General features: G+C 43.1%; 22 protein-coding genes, 1 pseudogene and 1 riboswitch. Of the genes and pseudogenes, 1 reads left to right on the top strand and 22 read right to left on the bottom strand.

The window, feature by feature from the left end:
* From DOT_RS31455 to DOT_RS32010, 11 genes and pseudogenes are all read right to left on the bottom strand, one after another.
* Nucleotides 1-198: pseudogene (locus DOT_RS31455) on the bottom strand (amidotransferase); the annotation flags it as partial.
* A 43-nt stretch (nt 199-241) separates the two neighbouring features.
* Nucleotides 242-787: a gamma-glutamylcyclotransferase family protein gene (locus tag DOT_RS19845; protein WP_009622688.1), complete on the bottom strand. Its 546-nt coding sequence runs from the start codon at nt 785-787 to the stop codon at nt 242-244.
* A gap of 134 nt (nt 788-921) precedes the next feature.
* Nucleotides 922-1,860, bottom strand: a complete 939-nt coding sequence (nifB, locus tag DOT_RS19840; RefSeq protein WP_009622687.1) for a nitrogenase cofactor biosynthesis protein NifB — start codon at nt 1,858-1,860, stop codon at nt 922-924.
* Nucleotides 1,861-2,069: 209 nt separating this feature from the next.
* A complete protein-coding gene (gene anfK, locus DOT_RS19835; protein WP_009622685.1) occupies nt 2,070-3,458 on the bottom strand; it encodes a Fe-only nitrogenase subunit beta in 1,389 nt (462 codons plus the stop codon).
* A 60-nt stretch (nt 3,459-3,518) separates the two neighbouring features.
* Nucleotides 3,519-3,869: a Fe-only nitrogenase subunit delta gene (anfG, locus tag DOT_RS19830; RefSeq protein WP_009622682.1), complete on the bottom strand. Its 351-nt coding sequence runs from the start codon at nt 3,867-3,869 to the stop codon at nt 3,519-3,521.
* A 39-nt stretch (nt 3,870-3,908) separates the two neighbouring features.
* On the bottom strand, nt 3,909-5,495 hold the full coding sequence (gene anfD, locus DOT_RS19825; RefSeq protein ID WP_009622679.1) for a nitrogenase iron-iron protein, alpha chain: 1,587 nt from the start codon (nt 5,493-5,495) through the stop codon (nt 3,909-3,911).
* A gap of 57 nt (nt 5,496-5,552) precedes the next feature.
* On the bottom strand, nt 5,553-5,960 hold the full coding sequence (locus DOT_RS19820) for a P-II family nitrogen regulator (RefSeq protein WP_009622677.1): 408 nt from the start codon (nt 5,958-5,960) through the stop codon (nt 5,553-5,555).
* 13 nt (nt 5,961-5,973) lie between these two features.
* Complete coding sequence (locus DOT_RS19815) at nt 5,974-6,300, bottom strand: P-II family nitrogen regulator (protein WP_009622675.1); 327 nt, start codon at nt 6,298-6,300, stop codon at nt 5,974-5,976.
* 32 nt (nt 6,301-6,332) lie between these two features.
* Nucleotides 6,333-7,160: a nitrogenase iron protein gene (gene nifH / locus DOT_RS19810; protein WP_009622673.1), complete on the bottom strand. Its 828-nt coding sequence runs from the start codon at nt 7,158-7,160 to the stop codon at nt 6,333-6,335.
* A gap of 670 nt (nt 7,161-7,830) precedes the next feature.
* Nucleotides 7,831-8,217, bottom strand: a complete 387-nt coding sequence (locus tag DOT_RS19805; RefSeq protein ID WP_242833877.1) for a HutP family protein — start codon at nt 8,215-8,217, stop codon at nt 7,831-7,833.
* The gene (locus DOT_RS32010) at nt 8,159-8,341 is read right to left on the bottom strand and encodes a hypothetical protein (RefSeq protein ID WP_009622669.1); all 183 of its coding nucleotides are present in this window, start codon (nt 8,339-8,341) and stop codon (nt 8,159-8,161) included. The genes DOT_RS19805 and DOT_RS32010 overlap by 59 nt, the downstream gene beginning before the upstream one ends.
* Nucleotides 8,342-8,639: 298 nt before the next feature.
* On the opposite strand from DOT_RS32010, the gene DOT_RS19800 reads away from it, so the two are divergent.
* A complete protein-coding gene (locus tag DOT_RS19800; RefSeq protein ID WP_009622666.1) occupies nt 8,640-9,596 on the top strand; it encodes a helix-turn-helix transcriptional regulator in 957 nt (318 codons plus the stop codon).
* A gap of 164 nt (nt 9,597-9,760) precedes the next feature.
* Here the strand turns inward: DOT_RS19800 and DOT_RS19795 are convergent, their stop codons facing one another.
* The 11 genes from DOT_RS19795 to DOT_RS19745 all read right to left on the bottom strand — a co-directional run bounded on the left by DOT_RS19795 (nt 9,761) and on the right by DOT_RS19745 (nt 20,496).
* Nucleotides 9,761-10,693 (bottom strand): 2Fe-2S iron-sulfur cluster-binding protein, encoded by a 933-nt coding sequence (locus DOT_RS19795; protein WP_009622664.1) that lies wholly within the window; start codon nt 10,691-10,693, stop codon nt 9,761-9,763.
* Nucleotides 10,694-10,710: 17 nt separating this feature from the next.
* The gene (locus tag DOT_RS19790) at nt 10,711-11,355 is read right to left on the bottom strand and encodes a class I SAM-dependent methyltransferase (RefSeq protein ID WP_009622662.1); all 645 of its coding nucleotides are present in this window, start codon (nt 11,353-11,355) and stop codon (nt 10,711-10,713) included.
* A gap of 143 nt (nt 11,356-11,498) precedes the next feature.
* On the bottom strand, nt 11,499-11,795 hold the full coding sequence (locus DOT_RS19785) for a hypothetical protein (protein WP_009622659.1): 297 nt from the start codon (nt 11,793-11,795) through the stop codon (nt 11,499-11,501).
* Nucleotides 11,796-11,865: 70 nt separating this feature from the next.
* A complete protein-coding gene (locus tag DOT_RS19780; protein WP_009622657.1) occupies nt 11,866-12,960 on the bottom strand; it encodes an XdhC/CoxI family protein in 1,095 nt (364 codons plus the stop codon).
* A gap of 125 nt (nt 12,961-13,085) precedes the next feature.
* A riboswitch (molybdenum cofactor riboswitch) is annotated at nt 13,086-13,218 on the bottom strand.
* A gap of 284 nt (nt 13,219-13,502) precedes the next feature.
* The gene (locus tag DOT_RS19775) at nt 13,503-15,326 is read right to left on the bottom strand and encodes a radical SAM protein (protein WP_009622655.1); all 1,824 of its coding nucleotides are present in this window, start codon (nt 15,324-15,326) and stop codon (nt 13,503-13,505) included.
* Between the two features lie 76 nt (nt 15,327-15,402).
* Complete coding sequence (locus DOT_RS19770; RefSeq protein WP_040413011.1) at nt 15,403-15,606, bottom strand: hypothetical protein; 204 nt, start codon at nt 15,604-15,606, stop codon at nt 15,403-15,405.
* Nucleotides 15,596-16,675, bottom strand: coding sequence for an ABC transporter substrate-binding protein (locus DOT_RS19765; protein WP_009622651.1), 1,080 nt, complete (start codon nt 16,673-16,675; stop codon nt 15,596-15,598). The genes DOT_RS19770 and DOT_RS19765 overlap by 11 nt, the downstream gene beginning before the upstream one ends.
* A 35-nt stretch (nt 16,676-16,710) precedes the next feature.
* Nucleotides 16,711-17,325 carry a tetratricopeptide repeat protein gene (locus DOT_RS19760; protein WP_009622649.1) on the bottom strand — a complete coding sequence of 205 codons (615 nt, stop codon included), beginning with the start codon at nt 17,323-17,325 and terminating at the stop codon, nt 16,711-16,713.
* Between the two features lie 114 nt (nt 17,326-17,439).
* Nucleotides 17,440-18,150, bottom strand: coding sequence for a radical SAM protein (locus tag DOT_RS19755; RefSeq protein WP_009622647.1), 711 nt, complete (start codon nt 18,148-18,150; stop codon nt 17,440-17,442).
* A 175-nt stretch (nt 18,151-18,325) separates the two neighbouring features.
* Nucleotides 18,326-19,426: an ABC transporter substrate-binding protein gene (locus DOT_RS19750; RefSeq protein WP_139024256.1), complete on the bottom strand. Its 1,101-nt coding sequence runs from the start codon at nt 19,424-19,426 to the stop codon at nt 18,326-18,328.
* Between the two features lie 83 nt (nt 19,427-19,509).
* Nucleotides 19,510-20,496, bottom strand: a complete 987-nt coding sequence (locus DOT_RS19745; protein WP_009622643.1) for a radical SAM protein — start codon at nt 20,494-20,496, stop codon at nt 19,510-19,512.
* Between the last annotated feature and the right edge of the window lie 50 nt (nt 20,497-20,546).

Here is a 20,546-nt window from a genome sequence, read left to right as displayed (position 1 = left end):
AAGCCATGGATAATTTTCTTCGTCATAGATATTCATTGGACCACCCATGACCACAAGCCAATCGAAATCCTCCTGTTTAGGGAGAGGGTCATTTTGGTATAATTGCGTATCGGTGAGAAGGTAACCATTATTTTTCGCCCAGGTTAGAATGCTGCCCGGATTTTCGAAGGGGACATGTTGTAAATAGTGAAGCCGCATCTCTAAGTTCTGTCCTTTCCAAGAATTTTAACAATTCATTTTTTCACTGATCACAAGTATTACAAGATACATTCAAATAACTCGATTTTGACTTATTCTTCTTGGGCACATCATAGGAAGCCGGCTTTGTTTGTTTAGTTTGCAAAAGTCTTAGATACTCTACAGGTAAGCCTTGCTCTTTTGCACCTTGCACAATGAAATCTAAATATTCATCACTCGGGAGTTTCACTTCATTTAAGATATTTTTCTTATAAATTATGGCTTCAATTGTCCCCTCGGCCCTATCGATTACCTCCACCGGATAGTGAAAATACTGGCCCAGCCCATCCGAACGGGCATCTTGATAGCCATCGAGTGCATCCCAATCAAAAGCTTGCAAGTCGTATAATACCCCCCACACTTCGGATTGCGAATCAGGAACAACCGTTTCCTGGGCTCCATCCCAATTGGTAGAATATCCGTAAAATTCAACCTTGTAACCAGGGAGACGAGCAATGCCAAGCACCTTGGCACTCGGACACCTTTGCTTCATCTGGGCTAAGTTCATATTTGAGCCATAGGCAAAATAATAGAAAGCACTTTTCCGCATTATTTTACTCCTTCTTTAATCATAATTACCAGCAACGCTCTTCGACACATACTACTTAGCAATCCTCCGTCCGATTGCCTCCACCAAAGTAGTTGTTACACTAACCTTAAACTTATTTAACAATATCACAATATTTACACCGTTAAAACACCACATCCAAGAACCTTTTGCAGAACCTGCGGTAAATGATCGCGAAATTCTTGCGAGCGATCTTTGCCTAGCAATCCGATCGCATCAGCGCGGCATTGCTTACAGTGACGCATCTGCCTTACATCGAGTTCACACAAATCTCTCATCTCATTGACATCTTTTATCGGGGTTTGAGGAAAATTTTCAAAAGCACTGCCTGGGGCGGGGATCAACGGCATAATATTCGTAATATAAACCCCAAGTTCTTTCATTTTCTTCACTACTTCTGGGATGTGTTGGTCATTAATACCTTTTAACATGACAATGTTAATTTTTACAACGATGCCTAGACCTATGAGGAGAGCGATACCCGCCAACTGATTTTCAATCAGAATTTTCACCCCTGTCTCCCCTTCATAATGCTGTCCTTTAAAATTAATATGTTTGTAAATTTCCGCCCCAATAGCACTATCTATACAATTAACGGTCACGGTCACATGGGTTACACCGAGCTGCACAATGTCCTGAGCGTACTCCGGTAGGAGTAACCCGTTCGTGGAAAGACAAAAAACGATTTGCGGGTTTTCCGCTCGAATCAAACGTATTGTCTCACGCGTGTTTTCCCAATCAGCTAAGGCATCTCCTGGTCCTGCAATTCCGATCACACTAAGCTGCTCAATTTGAGCACTTACCTTATCAAACTTATTTTTGGCCGCTTGAGGCGTAAGTATTTCACTGGTTACCCCCGGACGACTCTCATTGACACAATCAAATTTACGATTGCAATAGTTACAACTAAGATTACAATAGGGTGCAACAGGCAAATGCATCCGCGCAAATTTTTGATGAGCATCAAAAGAGTAACAGGGATGCTTTTGGGTTTTTTCCAACATAGTTGCAGCCATTGGCATTTTCGTCTCCGACGATGCAACTTGACAATCCATGTTTTTCACCTCTACCTTCCTCCTTCTCGCTTCTATCCTTCCCTCTTCCCACCGCACGGCAGGCATTTTCCCCTTCATTATGTAGATTCTCCTTTTAATGATTATGCCAGAACCTGATGTCAATCAGGAGCTGGCATAATCTAACAAAACTCCAGCGAAGTGTTACGACAATAATTGATTGCTCAGAGAGCAAATGGCTATCATACGTCTTACCATACATTCAATATCCATTCCTTATTCTTTTTGTACTCCATATCCGTGAACAGCGTGTTCGCCATCTCTTCAGCCAACCAGATCGCGCCCGCATAGCCGACGACTGGATGACGGTACAGCCCCGCCCGGTCATAGGTGGGGAAACCCACGCGTACCATCGGGATATTATAGTCGATGGAAATAAAACGCCCTTTGGAATGACCCAAGATGAGATCGAGTTCTAGACCCTGGTTCTTGATCCGGTCTTCCAGTTCCCACAGATCCGAATTACAGATGATTTCCATATCAAACTCGACGTTTTCCTGAAACGCCTTGATCCGAGGATCATCCGTATAGGTCACATTGTCGTCGCCGAGCAGCAGCAGCACGGGCTTCATCTCCAGATCGAGACAAAATTCCGCTAGACCTATGACCAGATCAGGATGCCCGTAGATAGCCACTCGCTTATCGGCGAAAAACATGTGGGCAAGATCGGTCAGCGCATCAATTGCAATTCCCCGTTCGCGTACGAGAGACTCTGGAATTGGCTTGCCAGTCATTTTTTTTAGGTTCTGCAGAAAGGTATCTGTGTTGCGGATGCCGATCGGGGTCGGCCCGATGATCGTCGGTATGTCAAATTCGTTGGCCAGATATTGGGCGGCCTTGCCACCTTCGTACTTGTTCAGCGCAATCGTTCCCATCGCATTCGCTGTTCCAATCAGATCCTCGACCGTCGTGCTGCCGTGCGAGACCCCGCTCTTATCGGGCATTAGAGGAGAGTCGAAGCTTTCAATTTCAAATAGAACCGTGGCATCCACCTTCATTTCCGCCAGAAGGTGCTTGAGCGCTGTTACGTCCCCTGGATTGACCCAGCCAGTAATCAAGTTGAGTTTGCCGTTGGGTGTTTCTTTTTTAGCAAGTGTCTGGAGAAAAGCCTCCAACGCGACATCGTAGCCTGTCACCTGGCTTCCCTTAAAACTGGGGGTATGAATCGAAATCAGGTGAACTTCTCGGCCGGCGTATTTTTCTTTCAAAAGCCCCTCATTAAGTTTCCGAACGACACCATCGACATCGTCGCCGATGACTTCCGTCGAGCAGGTGGTGATAATCGGTATGACTTTCACATGGGGATAGCGCATTAAAACTACATCGACCGCTTCCTCGACTCGATGGACGGCACCGAACACTGCACTATCCTCATGGACCGAGGAAGATGCGATATCGAAGTTATCCTTGAAGTGCTGGGCGAACAACAAGCGGACGAACATCACACAGCCCTGTCCTCCATGAACGATCCCTAAACAATCCTTGATTCCTATGCTGACATACTGTGCGCCTGCAGGCTGACAGGTAAATATCGGGTTGATAATGCCGACACGTTCTTTATCTTTTAACTCGCACGCCATACTAAAACTCCCTTTCCTGGTTACTTTGTTCACGTCCACCGTGACGGCACATCTTTTCTCTTAATACTTAGGGTCCGTAAGTTCTTGATTCAGCGACCCCGTAATCGTTAAATAATCCAGACGATCTTTAAGTCCCTGCATGAGCACCTTGATATCGTTTTTGTCTAACGTGGCAAACCACGGATACGTCGCTTTAAAATCCTTAGCCAAGATGACGGCATCCACCCAATAGCAGCGGTCCGCAGGAGTTTCGAGTTCGACGGGTTCCTCACAGAGTAACTGCCTCGTTTTAGTGAGAACTCCCTCGTTTTGTTTCTCTCTGTCCCAGGCACGAGAGTGAAATTGCCACAGACACCATTTCATAATATACTCCACCAGTTGCTCAACTCTGTCTTTCAGAGTATCCTCCATAGTTTCTGCCATAATTCTCTCCATAGATATCCTGCCTCCTTATACCGCATCGGAGAACGGCCTTGATTCCGCGCCGGAAAGCGGTCCTGATAACTTCGGATAGGTCTTCCCACGCAATTTTGAAACGCAGTCATAATCCCCTGTATATGGTCTTTCCTCGCTGGGAGTTACCTCATCTTTATTGATCTTGACGTCAGAAATCATTTGTCGTGTCATAAATCCTGCCTCTGTCGGTATCTCATCCTTGCTGATATCTAGGCCGGAAAGCTGATGAATCGGTGAATAGACCGCATTGTAGATATCCCGCGCAAACCTGACCCAACCTTCAAACCCCTTATAAGGACCGTTGTGATAGGCATGGGCATTGAGGTATTGAACTCGCAACTTTTTGGCCACCTCGCCAGGCCGAACACCTGTGAAAATCACGTCGGGCTTCAGCATCTTCATCGCTTCGATTCCTTCCAGTTCGTTGGGATCGTCGATGGCCAGTGCCCCTTCTTGACAGCGAGCAATCCCCTTTTCCATGTCACCCTGATGCCCAAATTTCGTATACACCGAAACAACCTCGACGCCCATCTCCTCGTGAATGACATTGGCCCAGTGCCAGAGTTTGGAGCCGCCCGGCCAAAGACAGACTTTTATTCCTTTCAGGCGTTTCGCGTACCAATTGAATTCCGGTCTCCAGCGGGCGGTCTCTTCATCGATGAGTTTCTGGGCTTCCTTTTCAAGTCCGAAGAACATAGCGACCTTCATCAGGGACTCTCCCAGCGGTTTGAAGCCAAATCCCTCGATATCCAGACGCGGAATCCCATATCTTACTCTCAGTTCGTTACAAATATACTCCGACGAACGAGCACATTCGAGGACGTTGAGGTGGGCTCGGTGCATTCCGCGGAGTGAATCGTAGGACCCGTTACCAGTAAAGCAGGAAAGGACCTGGATACCCATTCTCTGGAAATAGTCTACCATAACTTCCGTATCCCCTTGGATATTATAGTCACCGACGTAATTGATGACATATTTGCTGGTAATTTCCGGTTCAAACGTTCCAACCTTCTGATCGAGCCAGGCAAGATTGATTTTGTGGTGTCCGCCCGACTGACTCGGCCCCGCAAACCCAGGAGAATTGCAGACGAAGATATCAACTTCAGGTTTTTCTTCCATCACTTCTTGAGCGATTGCCCCAATGTCATCGCCGATCAACGCCGTCGCGCAGGTTTGGTAGATGCTCATCCGTTTGATATCGGGGAAGGCTTCAAACGCCTCCATAATATTCTGCTTGAGCATTTTTTCAGCCCCGAAGATGATGTGTCTCTCCTTGACGTCCGTCGCATAGGTGTATTTGAGCTGGAAGTTGTCATTATCGCTGATATAACGTTTCGTTTGCCAGGTGTCATAGGTGCAGCCAATCGGTCCATGACTCATATGGATGACATCCTTCATCGGTGCACCGATCACATGCTTTGCACCGCAGTAGGCACACCCACGTTCCGAAATCGTGCCCGGAATGGTGTTGAGGTAGCCAAGAGGAAGGCACGATGTCAAATCTTCCCCTGGCCCTTTGATAACAGCGTGCTTTTCCCGTTCGGGTATACACTCGCTGCATTTAAATTTATGATATGGCATAATCTCTTCCTCCTTTATTGAATCGCCTGATATTTAATAGCCCAAGGTCCTTTCCCTCTAGATTGCCGCATCTCCAGATTCCTGAGTTCTAACTCGAACTGCATCAAGCGCCGGCAACACAAAAATTTTTCCGTCACCCACCTTGTACTCTGTTTGATTGGCCTTAATTATCGCGGCGATAATCTTAGGCACATCTTCGTCATGGGCCAGAACGTTAAACAACCTGCGGGGGAATAGACGGGTACCGTCTAAAAATTCGGTGATCATCTTATCCGTAACCTGATCATCTTTCTGGGCCAAGGCCAATAATGTCTTTCGCCGTTCCGCAATGATCGATTTATCTTCTACCAGCTTGCCGCGCCCCATGACCTTCGAGGCGGTGAAGCCGGCAGCCCCAACTTCGATCAGGGCCTTTTTGGTAACCCCGACCTTATTCATCCTGACTACAGCTATAATTTCTTTCATAAAGCCCCCTCCTTTACAGCCCCGCAACGCCGCTGGAAACGGTATAGATTTCATCGATAGGACTTACAATTATTTTTCCATCACCAAAAGCTCCTGTTTCCCCAGTCTTAGCATGACGGAAAATAACCTCCAGCACCTTCTCTTTGTCTCCATCATTAACGGCTAACATAATCAGACTTTTAGGAATTTCATCATAGACAACGTCTCCAAACGTAATACCCTTTTGTTTACCGCGCCCTACAACATCAACGACAGTAGCAGCATGAAACCCGGCTTTGGAAAGCTCATCAAGAATCACTTCTTTTTTATCGGGTCTAATAATCGCTCGCATCAAAATCATAATATCTGTTACCTCCCTTATTTTAAAAAGCCTTAATCTGCCAAGCCGTATTTAACCACCATAGCCTCTAATTCATCCATCGTCATAGGTTTAGGAATAACGAAATTCTTATTTTCAATAATCCTGCGGGCTAGTTCTCCATATTCGTGGGCTTGGTTCTCCTCAGGGTCAAATTCAACGACTGTTTTTTTGTTAAACTCGGCCCTTTGCACGACATTATCGCGCGGTACAAAGTAAAGTAACTGAGTGCCGATGGCCGCCGCAAATTCTTCCAAAAATTCTTTTTCCTTATCTACTTTACGGCTATTGCAAATGATCCCCCCGAGGCGGACTCCACTTTGCTTGGCATATTTAAGGAGACCCTTACAAATATTATTGGCGGCATAGACAGCCATCATCTCTCCTGAAGCAACGATGTAAACTTCCTGCGCTTTACCTTCGCGGATCGGCATGGCAAAACCGCCACAGACCACATCACCTAGGACGTCGAAAAACACAAAGTCTAAATCCGGAGTATAGGCTCCATTTTTCTCCATCAGATCAATAGCCGTGATGACCCCGCGACCTGCACATCCTACTCCCGGTTCAGGACCACCGGACTCAACACAACGAATTCCTCCGAACCCTGATTTCACAACTCGTTCAACGGTAACCTTGGCTTCACCTTCATCGCGCAGGATATCCATCAAGGTTTTTTGATTCATCCCGCCAAGAATAAGACGGGTTGAATCTGCCTTTGGGTCACAGCCATGGATAAATACCTTCTGATTGTAAAAATGCACCATTGCGGCTGCAGTGTTTTGTTGTGTGGTCGATTTTCCAATTCCACCTTTTCCATAAATAGCAATTTTTCTTGTCATTTTTTAAACTCCCCTTTCATTTGCCAAAGTCACTTATAACTGAAGCCACTCTTTACCCTTCCTATGGCTTCCCTTATTGATATAAGCGCCATAGCATCACCTCTCTTATCAATTAGAAAAAAACAAAGTGAGCCTCAATTCTTTTATAAATTAAAGCCCACTAATACACTTTTCCACTCCAAATCATCAATTGATTTGGTGCCCAATATGAAATTGTACGATCTTTAAGGGTAAGTTTATTAAACTTTCCCATATCACGCTTAATCACTCTGTCACTCAATCACTCAATCGCACTTAATCACTTACCACTCTCAATCACTTAACCGCTCTCACTTGCTTGTGCTCAATCAACATTAATCACTTAACTGCTCTAAGTACTCAACACACTGCTCAAAAAAACTCTAATCCAGATTGCAATTCCCCGTATTTTCACAAACTCCTTTCATTTACCCATTTACTTAAAATCAGTTTGATTGGTTGGCATAAACTCTATCGCATCACCTCCTTTAATCGATTTAGAAAAAACAAAGTGAGCCTTAATTCTGTATAATTAAAGCTCACTAAAACACTTTTCCACTCCAAATCAAATCATTACCGATTTGGTGCCCGAATATGAAATTGTACTGTCTTTATCACTCTAATCACTTGACACCACTCAACAAGGCTCTAGTTAAAGATGCATAACTCCCAATCCCACCCGAGCGTGTTCCAATAAGGGGTGAAGGGAAGAACGACCGTAAATTGCGACAGCAAGCCACTCGAAGTTTGTTGCTAACCCAATTTTCAGAGCCAGACTAGCATTGCTGTTAGTATGTGTAAAAACACTGTTGCTGGCTTCCAGAGTTGCATGAATAAGAGCGTGAATCATTCGAGCTTCCTTTTGGATGATACCTGTGTTAAACGCTGTTGACATAACTGAATTCGTTAGTTTTGCCGTATGTCGAAGATTAGCTACCGTTCCGCCAAGTCCGGTCACAGCAGTACGTATGTTAAACGATTCACTGAGAAATTTCCTGAGTTTTTCTTCTTCTTCTCTTGTTTCGGTCAAGGCTAGCAGTATCGCAGCCCTCTCCAAGGAAGGCTTTTTTTCTCTCTCCAAGGTTAACTGAACTGTAACCCCTCCCTCCTATGAGAAATAATAATTTTCCATTTTGTACAATTCTTAATTTAATTTTTTCCATCCTGTGTGATTTGATATAATTATATTCATTTTGCTTTTCTTTGTCAATACTGTTTTTCCAAACATTTTTGATTGGCCCATTATGTCCTTTCCGGAGGATTCTATAAAATACCTATATGGGTTCACGATAGATATTTTCTAACCGACATAAAATATAGGTTCAAATTGAGCCAGTTGGAAGCAATATTCTCCAGATCGTTGCATACGATAGATTTTCAAATAAGTTGTTGCAGTATAATCTGTACATAAAAATGTGATATAATCTCTATATATTGTAAATGAAAGGTTAGTTGTAACGTATGGTTGAGAATAAAGCCTTAACACCACAAGAGGTTGCGGACATACTGAAAATTTCAAAAAGTACCGTTTATGATTTAATGAAACGCAGAGAATTGAACGCTTATCGAGTCGGGAAGAAATTACGTGTCGATTTAGAGGATGTGGAAAACTATAAAAACAAAACAAAAGACGCCAGACCCCTCAGCACATTTTCTCCTGAACCAAGTAAATTAGTTTCTTCGCCTATTTACGAAGAAGCTAATGATAAACCCAGTTCTTTTATTATTTCAGGTCAGGACGTTATTTTAGATATTTTGTGTCGGTACTTGGACCGCCATCCAAAAGGGGTTCGTGCCTTACGTTCTCATGAAGGAAGTTATAACGCCATCTATGCACTTTATCAAGGAGAAGTTCAAGTAGCAACTGCTCATATGTGGGATGGCAAAACCGGAGAATACAATGTGCCCTATATTGAAAGAATGCTCCCTGGAACTCCAACTGTCGTTATTCGTCTTGCCAGTCGTATGCAAGGTTTCTATGTAGCGAAAGGGAATCCGAAAAAAATTAACGATTGGAACGATTTACGCCGCTCTGACATTACAATTATCAACCGTGAAAAAGGTAGTGGTACTAGAATATTACTGGATGAGCACTTGCGCAAAATGGGCATTTCAGGTAGATTTATCAATGGATATATAAGAGAATCCCAGTCCCATCTTGCCATCGCCAGCACGGTTGCCCGTGGAGATGCAGATCTTGGCATCGGAAATGAAAAGGCAAGTTTACAAGTTCAGGGAATTGATTTCATCCCTATCCAAGAAGAGCAATATGACATGATCATAAAAAAGGAAGATTTAAACCATCCAGCCTTTGAAGCAATTTTTGAAATAATTCGTTCTGACGAGTTTAGATTCGAATTACAAGGGCTAGGCGGCTATGGCCTTGCTGAACTTGGAAAAATTATTGCTGAAACTTGACCTTCGGTTAGTGGTTATTGATTGACTTTCAAATGCTCTAAAAACAGAAAGCACCTCTGTAGATGCTTTTTGTTTTTAGAGCATTTGTTGTTATTTCATAACCATGACTGAACTGAAATTAGAATGATCGAACAACACGGCCCTCAGGGAAGACGAAAGGAGACTTACTTCGTTAGCGAGTTAATCTTTTCCACAATATTACCTAAGCCTAAAAACTCTGTCCACGTAACCTGAATAAACTCACCGTTTTGATTGACAAAAGGCCTTTCCGTTCGTTCAGGATTGTACCTAAAATCAGAACCTATACGCCCTTTAAGACAAAGCGGTCGACCATTTGCGGCTGATTTTGCTGTAACTCCAACAACTTTACCGTTCTTGGAGTTAATGTCAAATTTGCAACCCGAATCGCAAAAAGTACAGGTGACTTGCTCAGTCGTCAACTCCCATGCTCTGCCCTTCCCGATCATGTTTTTGTCCATAAGGGCTCCAACTGGACAAATAGCCACACACCGATTGCAATAAACACAGGTTGAATCTTTCAGGTCGGTGTCCATAAAGGTTGAAACTTTAGCATTAAATCCGCGATAAGCAAAGCCTATCACATTACGTTCAGTTACCGCCTCACAGGTGGCAATACATTTGCCACATAATATACACTTGTTAAGGTCTCTCAAGATATAAGGATTTGCGTCATCAATGGGAAGGTGACGTTTCTCCCCTTTGTACTTTTCTCCTTTTACACCATATTCATAGGCATACTCTGCCAAAGAGCACTGACCTAATTTTTGGCAAGTCATACAATCCAATGGATGATTGGCGACCAACAATTCCAAAATCGTTTTACGAGCATTTCGAACTTTGGCATTATTCGTTTCTACCTTCATACCCTGAGTTACCTTAGTAACACAAGAAGGAGGAAGATTACGCATTCCTTCAATTTGAACAATGCACAAACGGCAGGCACCGGCAGCGGTTAGCTCAGGGGCATGACACAAAGTTGGAATTGGGATATTATTCATGCGGCAGGCTTCAAGCACGGTTGTCCCTTCCGGAACGCTCAATTCGCACCCATCAATCGTTAACGTAAACCACTTCAAAGCGTTTCGCCCCTCTCCTAGTTTAATGGCTTTGAAAATATAATATATCTTCCCGTTTCATTGTCTTCAATTGTGTAGTTTTTAATTTTTGCAGCTTGCAAAAAACCTTCATATTTCTCGACCGGGTTATCTTGGAACATTTTTAGTCTTTTAGCATTCCATTCTGGATTGAGAGCTTTCATCTGTTCAATAACCTTTTCCAGAATCTCTTTGGTTCCAAATCCACAGCCAATAAAGGCTTTCGCCTCTGGCTTCATAATTCTATAGATTTCGGCAAAGGCTTTTACCCCGTCCTCCCAGAACCAAAAAGAACCTCTGCTGACACATAAATCGACACTTTCGCTATCCAGGGGTAATTCCATTACATCACCACAAAGCGCCGAAAATTTTGCGCCCAATCCCATAGACATAGCATTTTTTCGAGCGTATTCTAGCGCATATTTATTGATGTCCAAAGAGATAATCTCGAAATCGCTGATTTTTCCGATTGCCAGACCAAGCTGTGCGCCTCCGCTTCCGATGTCAATGCATAGTCCCTTCTTCAGAAACGATTCTCGATAAAACCTTTCGGCTAGAATCGGATAGACAGGGGCAAAAGGACCTCTTGCTGTTTTTTCCATCATATCTGCTAATTCTTTCTTATCCGTTGTTTCCTTTGTCATGTTCCCCTCCTGTAAGGCTGTATTTTCCTCAAACAATTCTTGTTGAAAAGTAACCCTTTCCTAAACAGAAAGGCTGGGGTTGCTCACCTCCTTTAATTTTAATTCGTTCATTAAAATCAGACTTTAAAACACAGGCACGTTTTTTACACAATATCTTTATCTTTCTTAATTTTAGACGGCAATACAACAAGTCTTGGCTTATCTTTAACTTGAGCCTCCGAACTGAGCTCATCGTAGAGGTCATGCAGTCTAAATAACCCCTGGGCTACCTGTGGTATTGTGCAATTGTTGGCTATATATTCACCTTGATCAGCAAAACCAACCATAATAAAATCTGTAAATTCAATTATTTTATTCGTATCATGGTTTATGGCGACAAGTGATACCCCACCAGCGTAAGTGTTGACATTAATTGTTACTGAACCTTTTATTTCAGGCACTTGAGCATCCTCCTTTAACCTATTTCTAAGACCCCCACTTCTTAAAGCAGGTGTTCCTTATTCTGCAAGTCTATGCCAGTCGCTTCTGAACTTTAATTACCTGACTGAGAATGCTTACGGCTATTTCTGCCGGAGTTTCTGCTCTGATTTTAAGACCAATTGGGGAATACAATTTTTGCAACAATTCGCCGCAGACTCCCTCTTTCTCTAATTCAGATTTCAATGCTTTAACCTTTCTGTTGCTACCCAACATGCCAATATATCTGGCAGGTTGATTGATAACTTTCCGCAAACACGCTTTGTCGGAATTAGATCCCCTAGCCACAATCACGACAAAGGTTTGCGGATTAATATTAATAGCATCTAAGGCTCGTTCGAGGTCTGTGCATATAATCCTATCCGCCTCGTTATATCGGGTAGAATTAAAAATAAATGGCCGATCATCGACAACTGTAACCTCATACCCGAGGATTTTCGCCATGTTTAGGAGCGATTGGGCAATATCTCCTGCCCCTAGAATTAACAATTGCACTACCGTCGTTGGGGGCTCTATCAGTAACCGAATAGTCGCTTTCGTTCTTGAAGGTTCACATAACTCGAACCTAGAGTCTAAACTAATCAACAGCGGATAGAATTTTTCTCCACCTATTTCGGCACTTTCTACGGCAATCCTATTCAATTCTTCTGAGCCGAGATCACCAAGGATGTCTCCATTATTCCTGATAAAAAGCTTTTTCCCTATCCACAATTCCTCAGTCGCTTCAAGCACAGTAACAAGTATAGGGTCATGGTAATCTCTCAAAGCAGACAGATAACCCTTATATAGATTGGTTTGTTCCACGGGGCCTTGAAAACTCAAATAATCAATAAATAATTCCATGATACCGCCACAAACCATTCCATCTTCCTGATCAAGGTCTGCAGTCATATTTAAATAATGAATCTTGGGAGAACGGGCTACGATAACCTTGAAGGCCTCCCGCCTAACCTCAACTTCACCATATCCTCCGCCGATGGTGCCAACACTAGTGCCGTCAGCAAATACTAACATCTTAGCTCCAGGCTTACGGGGGGTTGACCCCAGAGCACTGGTTACAGTAATTAGTGCCGCTTTCAAGTTTTGTTCAAATACTTTTTTAAGTCCCTGATAAATTTCTTTATCCATTAGCCTCTCCCCCCAAACCTTCCAAGGATCAATATTTATCTCTTAATTACATTTATAGCCATGGAACTGTTCTCATACAAAACAGCTCCACCGCATAGAAAGTGGAGCTGCGCCAAATAAAAGCCTAGCTGGCCTAGCCGCCTCCTTTTCAATAGTGAAGGCATACCCGTTTCCAGGAACACCCTGAGGACCTTAGGTCCTGTCCAGCGACCATGGATTTGCTCTTTAGGTCATTCTGGCTCGGAGATTATTATTCAATTTTCTAGACTTTGAACTATGGAAAATAGGCTTTTTCCACGTCAAATGTCTAGTTATATTACAAGATGTTAGTTTATATTAATTTCAATTCGCACGACGATCCTTTAAACAGTACACAGACTAACTAAAACAAACAAAACCAAACTACATCATTATTATACGATAAGGTATAATACATTCGCAATATTATTTTTGTTTTGTATATAGATACGTTAGGTGATGTTGGTCGATGTTTGGCTATCTTCGGAAAAAGATAGCCCAATAGGTTCCTTGATTAGCAAATCTCAACTTGAAAATGACTTATCATTCGCGCAGCAAACCCGTCGATTGTTCTTCCATGACCACTTGCTGCTTGGCTTACTGAAAGATCGATTAAGATCAGAAAGGGAAAAATCCAACCCATAGAATTCCTTATACAACCTTTTTGCCTCTGCAATGACATCAAAATGATATATCTCTGGCTGAAGAACATTAGCTATATGCAGCAGCCCCAATATCCATCGAGGGCTGCCAAAATCCCAACCTGAGGCAAGATGGGTATAAATTCTCTTGTTCTTTACAGCATCAACGTTTATATTAGCCTTGCAACACTCCTTATAGAAATCTTCAACGGAGGAAGATAGGAAAGCCGATATAAATATAACCTCTGGATTGAGGGCATTTAATTGTTCAACAGAAATTTGCATGCCAGGCCTTCCGCTACATTCTATCTCTTTGTTTACACTTATTCCCCCAGCCGCTTCAACCAGCTGATTTTCGAGACGTTCTCCTTTAAGGCAAAAAAGTGGTTTCCCCATGACATAATAGACACGCGGCTTATACTTGATGGCTGAGCAACCGTCTTTAATCAGCAAAATTTTCTCTTGCATATAGGCAACCAGATCTTCAGCCTTATTTTCCGTCTTAGTTAATTCCCCAAAGTACCTGATTGTCTCAAGGTAAGTTTCGAAGTTTTGAATGGAATGATGTAATTTTTGCAGCCCATCACGGCAAAGAACCTCTTCCCAAACCTGGACCACTTTCTTTTTATCCGTGACGCCAATCGCTATTAAAATTGCTTCCATCATTTCCAGAGCCCTTGTAAAGGGATAACCTCCTTCAAAAGCTCCTTCTTGATAATTTATCTCCGCTGGAGCGGCCTTAATGTTGATCATCCGGTCGCATTGCGGGCAAATATTCTTTTGCCCCGAACCTATCTCCGTAGACATCAATTTCGCTCCCATAGGGCCGTAAAAATCTCGTTTATAGATCACTTCTCCACAGCGAGGGCAGAATGTGTTCAGATAGTCAGTCCCGGGTGAATTGAAAAGATAGATATAATTAAGGGACTTTCTTAACCCCCGATATAGATCTTCTGCCTCTAGTATGGAGGGCTCCAAGGAAGGATCAGCACCTTCCAAAGGGATAAAACGCATTAGCTGTAAAGGAATATCCTGCGATATTTGGGCAATTATCTCGGCCAGAACCATAACTTCTCCCATATTATCCTTTTTCAACATGCAGGAAACTTCCACATGGACACCCTTTTCGTAAAGCGTCTTAATGCTTCTCAGAACCGGCTTGACCGTGCTGCCGCCGCAGTTTTGATAAGCCCGATCGGACAATCCTTTAACACCAATATTGATGAAATCTATACAACCGCCGATTTCAGCCAGTGAGACCTCGGTAAAATACGCATTTGAGGAACAGCCTACTAACAAGCCCTGCTTTTTGGCAAGTTCGGCCACTTTAAGAAAGGTTGGAAACGATGCCAAGGGATCATTCAGTAAAAACGCAATACCCAGACAGTCATTTTTTACAGCTTCATCAATCACCTGTTGAGGAAGCAATTGTCGCAAAGCTTTACTTGCTGGTTCCATTTCCTCAACAATCAACGCTGAAATACAGCCATTACAATTAAAATTACAACCCGTGGTACTAACCTGGAGGAATTTTCCTCTTGGGTAGAAGTGCAATATGGGCATTGTTTCAATAGAAATAGGACAAACAGTCAAATATTTATTAGGGAAAAGCTCAATAATATGTTCTCCATGGTTCTGATAAAGTCCGCAGGCCCCTGTATTTCCTTCCCGAATTACGCAGCCTCTTTCACAAATATAACATTTCAATTTCTATTTCCCCTCCTAATCACTATGCATGACCCTGCTTGATCGCTAGTTAGTTTAAAAATTAATTGCATTTTCGCTAAAAGTTATTGACATAATACGCTTTCAGATCAGATTTAAATGCTCCTCCTAAGTCCATAGCATTCTTAAGCTGGTATTCTATCTTAGAACGCAGAACACTAGCAATCCCTCCGCTCCAGCGGAACGTATTTCCCATGATTTTTACCCGTACACTATTAGCCGTTTTCATTACTTGTTCTGCTTTGGCATTATTACTTCGCAACCTCCTCAATCTGATCTGGAGTAATCTGATAGTTATGGAAAAGTAAGTAGTATTCTTTCATTTTGCTTTCAAAATACGTGTTAAATTCCGAGTCATTTGTATATAGTTTCCCTTCTAGCCAAACTAACCCCATTAGGGCCGTGACTCCATCGAGGCTAGCGTAACGCGCTTGAACAAATACTTTGTTATTTTTGACAGCGGTAATATCCTTCCAAGCGGTGTCTGACATGATTTGATCCTTGCCTTTTTGCGTCCCTACAATTACCACTTCAGGGTTCCACTTCAAAATTTGTTCCATCGAGACAGGGAGACTTTCACCCGTTTGATTTCCGGTCAATCCTTTGGCAACGTTATCCCCACCGGCTGTGTCGACGATGGAGGCCATGATGGTCTGGGTCCCTGGGGTAGTCAGAACACCACTGGCGCCCGCGAAGAACACCTTCACTCTCTTATCACTTGGTATAACGCTTACTTTTCCTTTCACTTCGTCAATACTCTTCTGCCAATAATCCGCGAGCTTGTTGGCCTCACTTTCATTGCCAACAATTTTGCCGATCAGACGCATGGTCTTCTCATAGTCTGCCATGGTGTCTTTAGAAACAGCAATAATCGGTATATTTACTTTAGTTGTCAAATCGTTAATTTCGGGGTCCTTTGTCAGGGATATAATCACATCTGGTTTGAGCTGCAGTAGCTGCTCTGGTTCCAACCCTTTGAAATAGACACCCGTAGTGGGTAGTTTACTAAGTTTTTCACGATCCCCATCCGAATAAACTTTCACTGAATCTTTACCCAAATATCTCCCATCAAACACCGTGTCTTTACTTACCACCTTGTCAGGAGCTAACCTAAACAGAAAGTAGGAAGGAATTGGATGCAAGGCCAGTATTCTCTTGACATTGCTTGGAATCGTCACCTCCCGACCCGCCATATCTTTAATCTGCACTTGTGCAGGAGTTGTGTTGACAGGATTGACCTCGGTTTTGCTGCATCCGACGAGCATTGAAAACAAAAGTAAAATCGAGACTCCCAAAACAGTACCCTTAGTTAATAATCCTTTTTTCAACATGAATTCCCTCCCAAGTTATAATAACAAACCGTGCTCTAAATCGACTGACTGGCGGCAAAAACCTCAAATGCATTTTCACTATACCCCCGACTCATCGCTGCCTTAAGCCATCTTGCCCGATCATTTTCTTGTTTTACTATTTCAGAAAGGGGACACAGCGCTTCATTCTTGCCGGTATCTCCTGCTAAGCCAAACCACTTATCCGCTTCTTCATCCTTCTGCTGAACACCCCAGCCTATTTTATACATCACTGCCAATTTAAATTGGGATAACGCATGACCTTGACTGGCAGCCTGAAGAAAAAGACTCGCGGCTCTGACGGCATCTTCATCAACACCCTTTCCGATTGAATGCCGAACACCAAGATTGTGCAGAGCTTTGGGGTATCCATTTTCGGCTGAGCGAATAAACCATTGCACGGCACTCTCACTATTTTGCTTGATACCACGACCTGCACAATAGGAAACTCCAAGTTCATATTGGGCACCAGGATGCCCTTCGAGAGCTGCCTCACGGAACAAAATAACCGCTTCAGGTAAGTCCTTACTTTCTGCGCGCCCAGAAATAATGTCCATTCCCAACTGATAGTCTGCTTCCGGATTACTCGTAAATTTCTCGTTATCTCTAGGCTCATCAAACTCGCTGCTCATCACTAACCCTCCTCCAGCTGGTTAAGTATCCTGTAGCACCATAAAATTCTCTTCGCTTAATCTGTGTATTACGCAAATCAAACTTAACGGATTTAGAGCAAAAACGTTTACCTTTTAAGCTCCGGATCTTTCGAGAGATTGAAATAGAGACTTTTTTCCTGGGAAAGAATAGAATCCATTAGCCCCGCCTAAGATTCCATATCCTTGATAAAATCCTTCGGTTTGATCGGAAAATAAATCTGGCTTCCGCAAATAGATCCTAGCACTAGCCATAGCCCTGGCCCATTTTAGGGGGTTTGCCGGATTCTCGTCCCACATCTCAGTATTGGGAAATGGCGTAAAGGGTAAGATCGACAGAGATTCCGGCTCAAGCCCTCTGAGAATCTCCAGCCCTACGCTAACATCCTCATCTGTTTCTCCTAAGCCCACTAAAAAGCCGCTCCAGATTTTTAGATTCAGGCCTTTCGCCGTCTTCAAGGCACTAATGCGATCTGTCAAAGTATCGCCCGCTGGTCTGAAACGTTTATATATTGCTTCATTTGGAGATTCTAAGCCACATAAGTAGCCATCCATGCCGGCACGTTTGAGGTTTAGTAAACTTGTCCGATTCAGAGCGCCAAAGAGTCCATAAACGTCTAAATTGGAATCTTCTTTTATTGATTGAATGCAATCATAGTAAAACTCCGGTACTTCATATCCCATCCAACCGGATGCTAAAAAAACTCTCTGTATTCCCGCCTCGACAAGTACTTGAGTTCGCGCTTTAACTTCCTTAAGTGTTCTTTTTTGTAAAAGCCTGGATTTTCCACTTTCATATGTTCCCATTTACAGTGTCGACAGCTAGGAACAGTCTTGCAGGAACCATTGACGATATTCGGGGAACAATAGATGGTTCTTTTTGTTTTAGCAATTTCTTGTGCCTTTTGAAATAAAACGCTTGAGTCCAGACGAAATAAGTCTCTTAGTTCTTCCGTCATCCTTTACCACCTCATTTAATGATTTATGGGTTGAGATGAGCTAAAATTTTCTTGGCTTGATCGTCACTCAAATTGTAATTAAAAAACTTGGTATAAAAAGTTTTTAACTCCTTGGACATATCAAGGGTGGAGAACTCAGTCGGATGCAGCTTTTGGGCCATCCACATTAGAAGCAAAACCTTTTGTACCCCCGAGTCCCAAAAAAACGCTCCCGTCGGGCAAATAAACACTTTCTGATTTTCAACAGCCGATATCTTTTGATACCTGGTATCATCGAGCGTTTTCTTAATGACTGATTCTGCCGGTTCATTTCCTGAAGACCCCGCATGATCAACAAAGATAAACTGCGGATTCCACTGCAGCAATTGTTCCACATTGACCTGAGTACTACTCCCCCCCTGTACATCCAGGCTGACACAACGACCCCCGGCAAGTTTAATCACTTCGGGAATGTCAGAACTTTTCCCGTGTGTCAAAAGGATTTTCTGATTGGCAAAATATACCGACGGTCTTTCATTTTCCGGAATCTTGCTTGTAATATCTGTAATCATTTTAACTTTCTCATCAAAGTATTTAGCATACTCCTCGGCAGCCTGTTCTTCTTTATTACCAAGAATTTTTCCATAAAATCGAAGCATATTTTTAGTGTCTTCAAATTTACCAGTAGAAACAGAAGGGATATCGACTATACCAGCCTCTTTCATCTTCTGCACTTGCTGGGCATTCGGAAAATCAAAAACTACCTGCAACTTATATTTCAGCAAATCTTCAATGTTTAACTGAGTGTGGGCATTAGGAATTCCCGGGATGTTATTCAACCTTTTATAGATAACATTAGACCAGGGCCAGCCACTAATATGAAAATCTCCATCGGCCATAATCTTATCCTCAGCTCCGAGCACCACTATTTTTTCATAGGCAGGACCAAATACGGCAGCCACCCGATTTACTTCTGCCTGAACAGTAATAACTGATCCATTGAGGTTTGTGACTGTCCGCGGAACAATGGTGTCTTGCGCTGCAGAATGTGGAACCGTCGAAGTCGTCTGCTGTCCCCCGCACCCAGTCAGACTTATACACATCAGTAAAGTCACTAGAATTATCGCGGTAATCCTTTTTAGCATCGTTTTTCCCCCTTTATGTTCAATAAGTTTAAGAAGAGATTTCACTCTGATCTTGTTCCTGCTTAAGACTTTTCATTGGTCCTTTAGGATATAATTTTAATTCCCAACTCTTGATAGCGCTTCTGCATAGTCTCCATCGTATTACGAAATTCCATATTATCCTGATATAAGAACCCATCTGCTACCGAGCCTTTTTTGTAGTTAGGGGTACGATTAATATCCGTGGCATTCCATCCTGCAGCCGAACCAATATCAATATTCGGAAGCACTAGCCGCATGATGGCAATCACTCGTGCCGCTTCTTGAGCCGAACAGGCTGGATGATCCTCCATTGCTATCCCTTTGAACGGTGTGAATTTTGTTACGTAAACATAATGGAGATGTTCATATTGCTTGACGTGAAACATAAAGTCCACATAGTCCTGATATTTAGTTTCTTCCGGGCCCAAACCCGCCATTACACCTGTGCCTAATTTCAGCCCAGCATCCCCGATTCTTTGGGCAAACTTTTTTTTGGCTTCTAGGTCATCCCCCGGTTTAGTCCTTCGGAAAACTTCTGGATTGATTGTCTCAAATACAGAACTGACCCGATACACCCCCAAGCGCTTCAACTCTTTGAGAGTTTCCAGGGACATGGCAGCTCCACAGTTAACTTCGATTGCTAAGTCAGTAAAACCAGCAGCCCGAATAGCCTGTACGATCCCTAAAACATCATGCCCTTCACTACCCAGCGTTGTCCCGCCGCTGAGATGGAATTTCTTAATCCCATGCTGCTGGATGTACGCTACTCCTTTGAGAATTTCCTCAATACTAAGCGGTATTTGACCTTTTTCCCGCCAATACGGACAATACCTGCAGAGGGGCTGTAGGTTACATTTGAGCACTCGGGCAATTCCAGCACTCCATTCAAAGATGTTTCCCTTTACTTTTTCCCGAACCTTTCTAGCAGTAAGAAACAATTGTTCTGCTTTAGCTCCATCTTCTGTCTCCTGAAACAAGAACAGGGCTTCATCACGATCAATCGCCCTGTTCAGGCTATTCTCCAGGATTTCTTCAAATTGATTATTCATTATTTTACCTCCGTAATCTGTTCTGGTTTGCAGCCGACCGGGCCATGCGT

This window comes from Desulfosporosinus sp. OT (genome assembly GCF_000224515.1).
Classification (GTDB): Bacteria; Bacillota; Desulfitobacteriia; order Desulfitobacteriales; family Desulfitobacteriaceae; genus Desulfosporosinus.
This window is presented reverse-complemented; position numbering and strand designations above follow the sequence as displayed.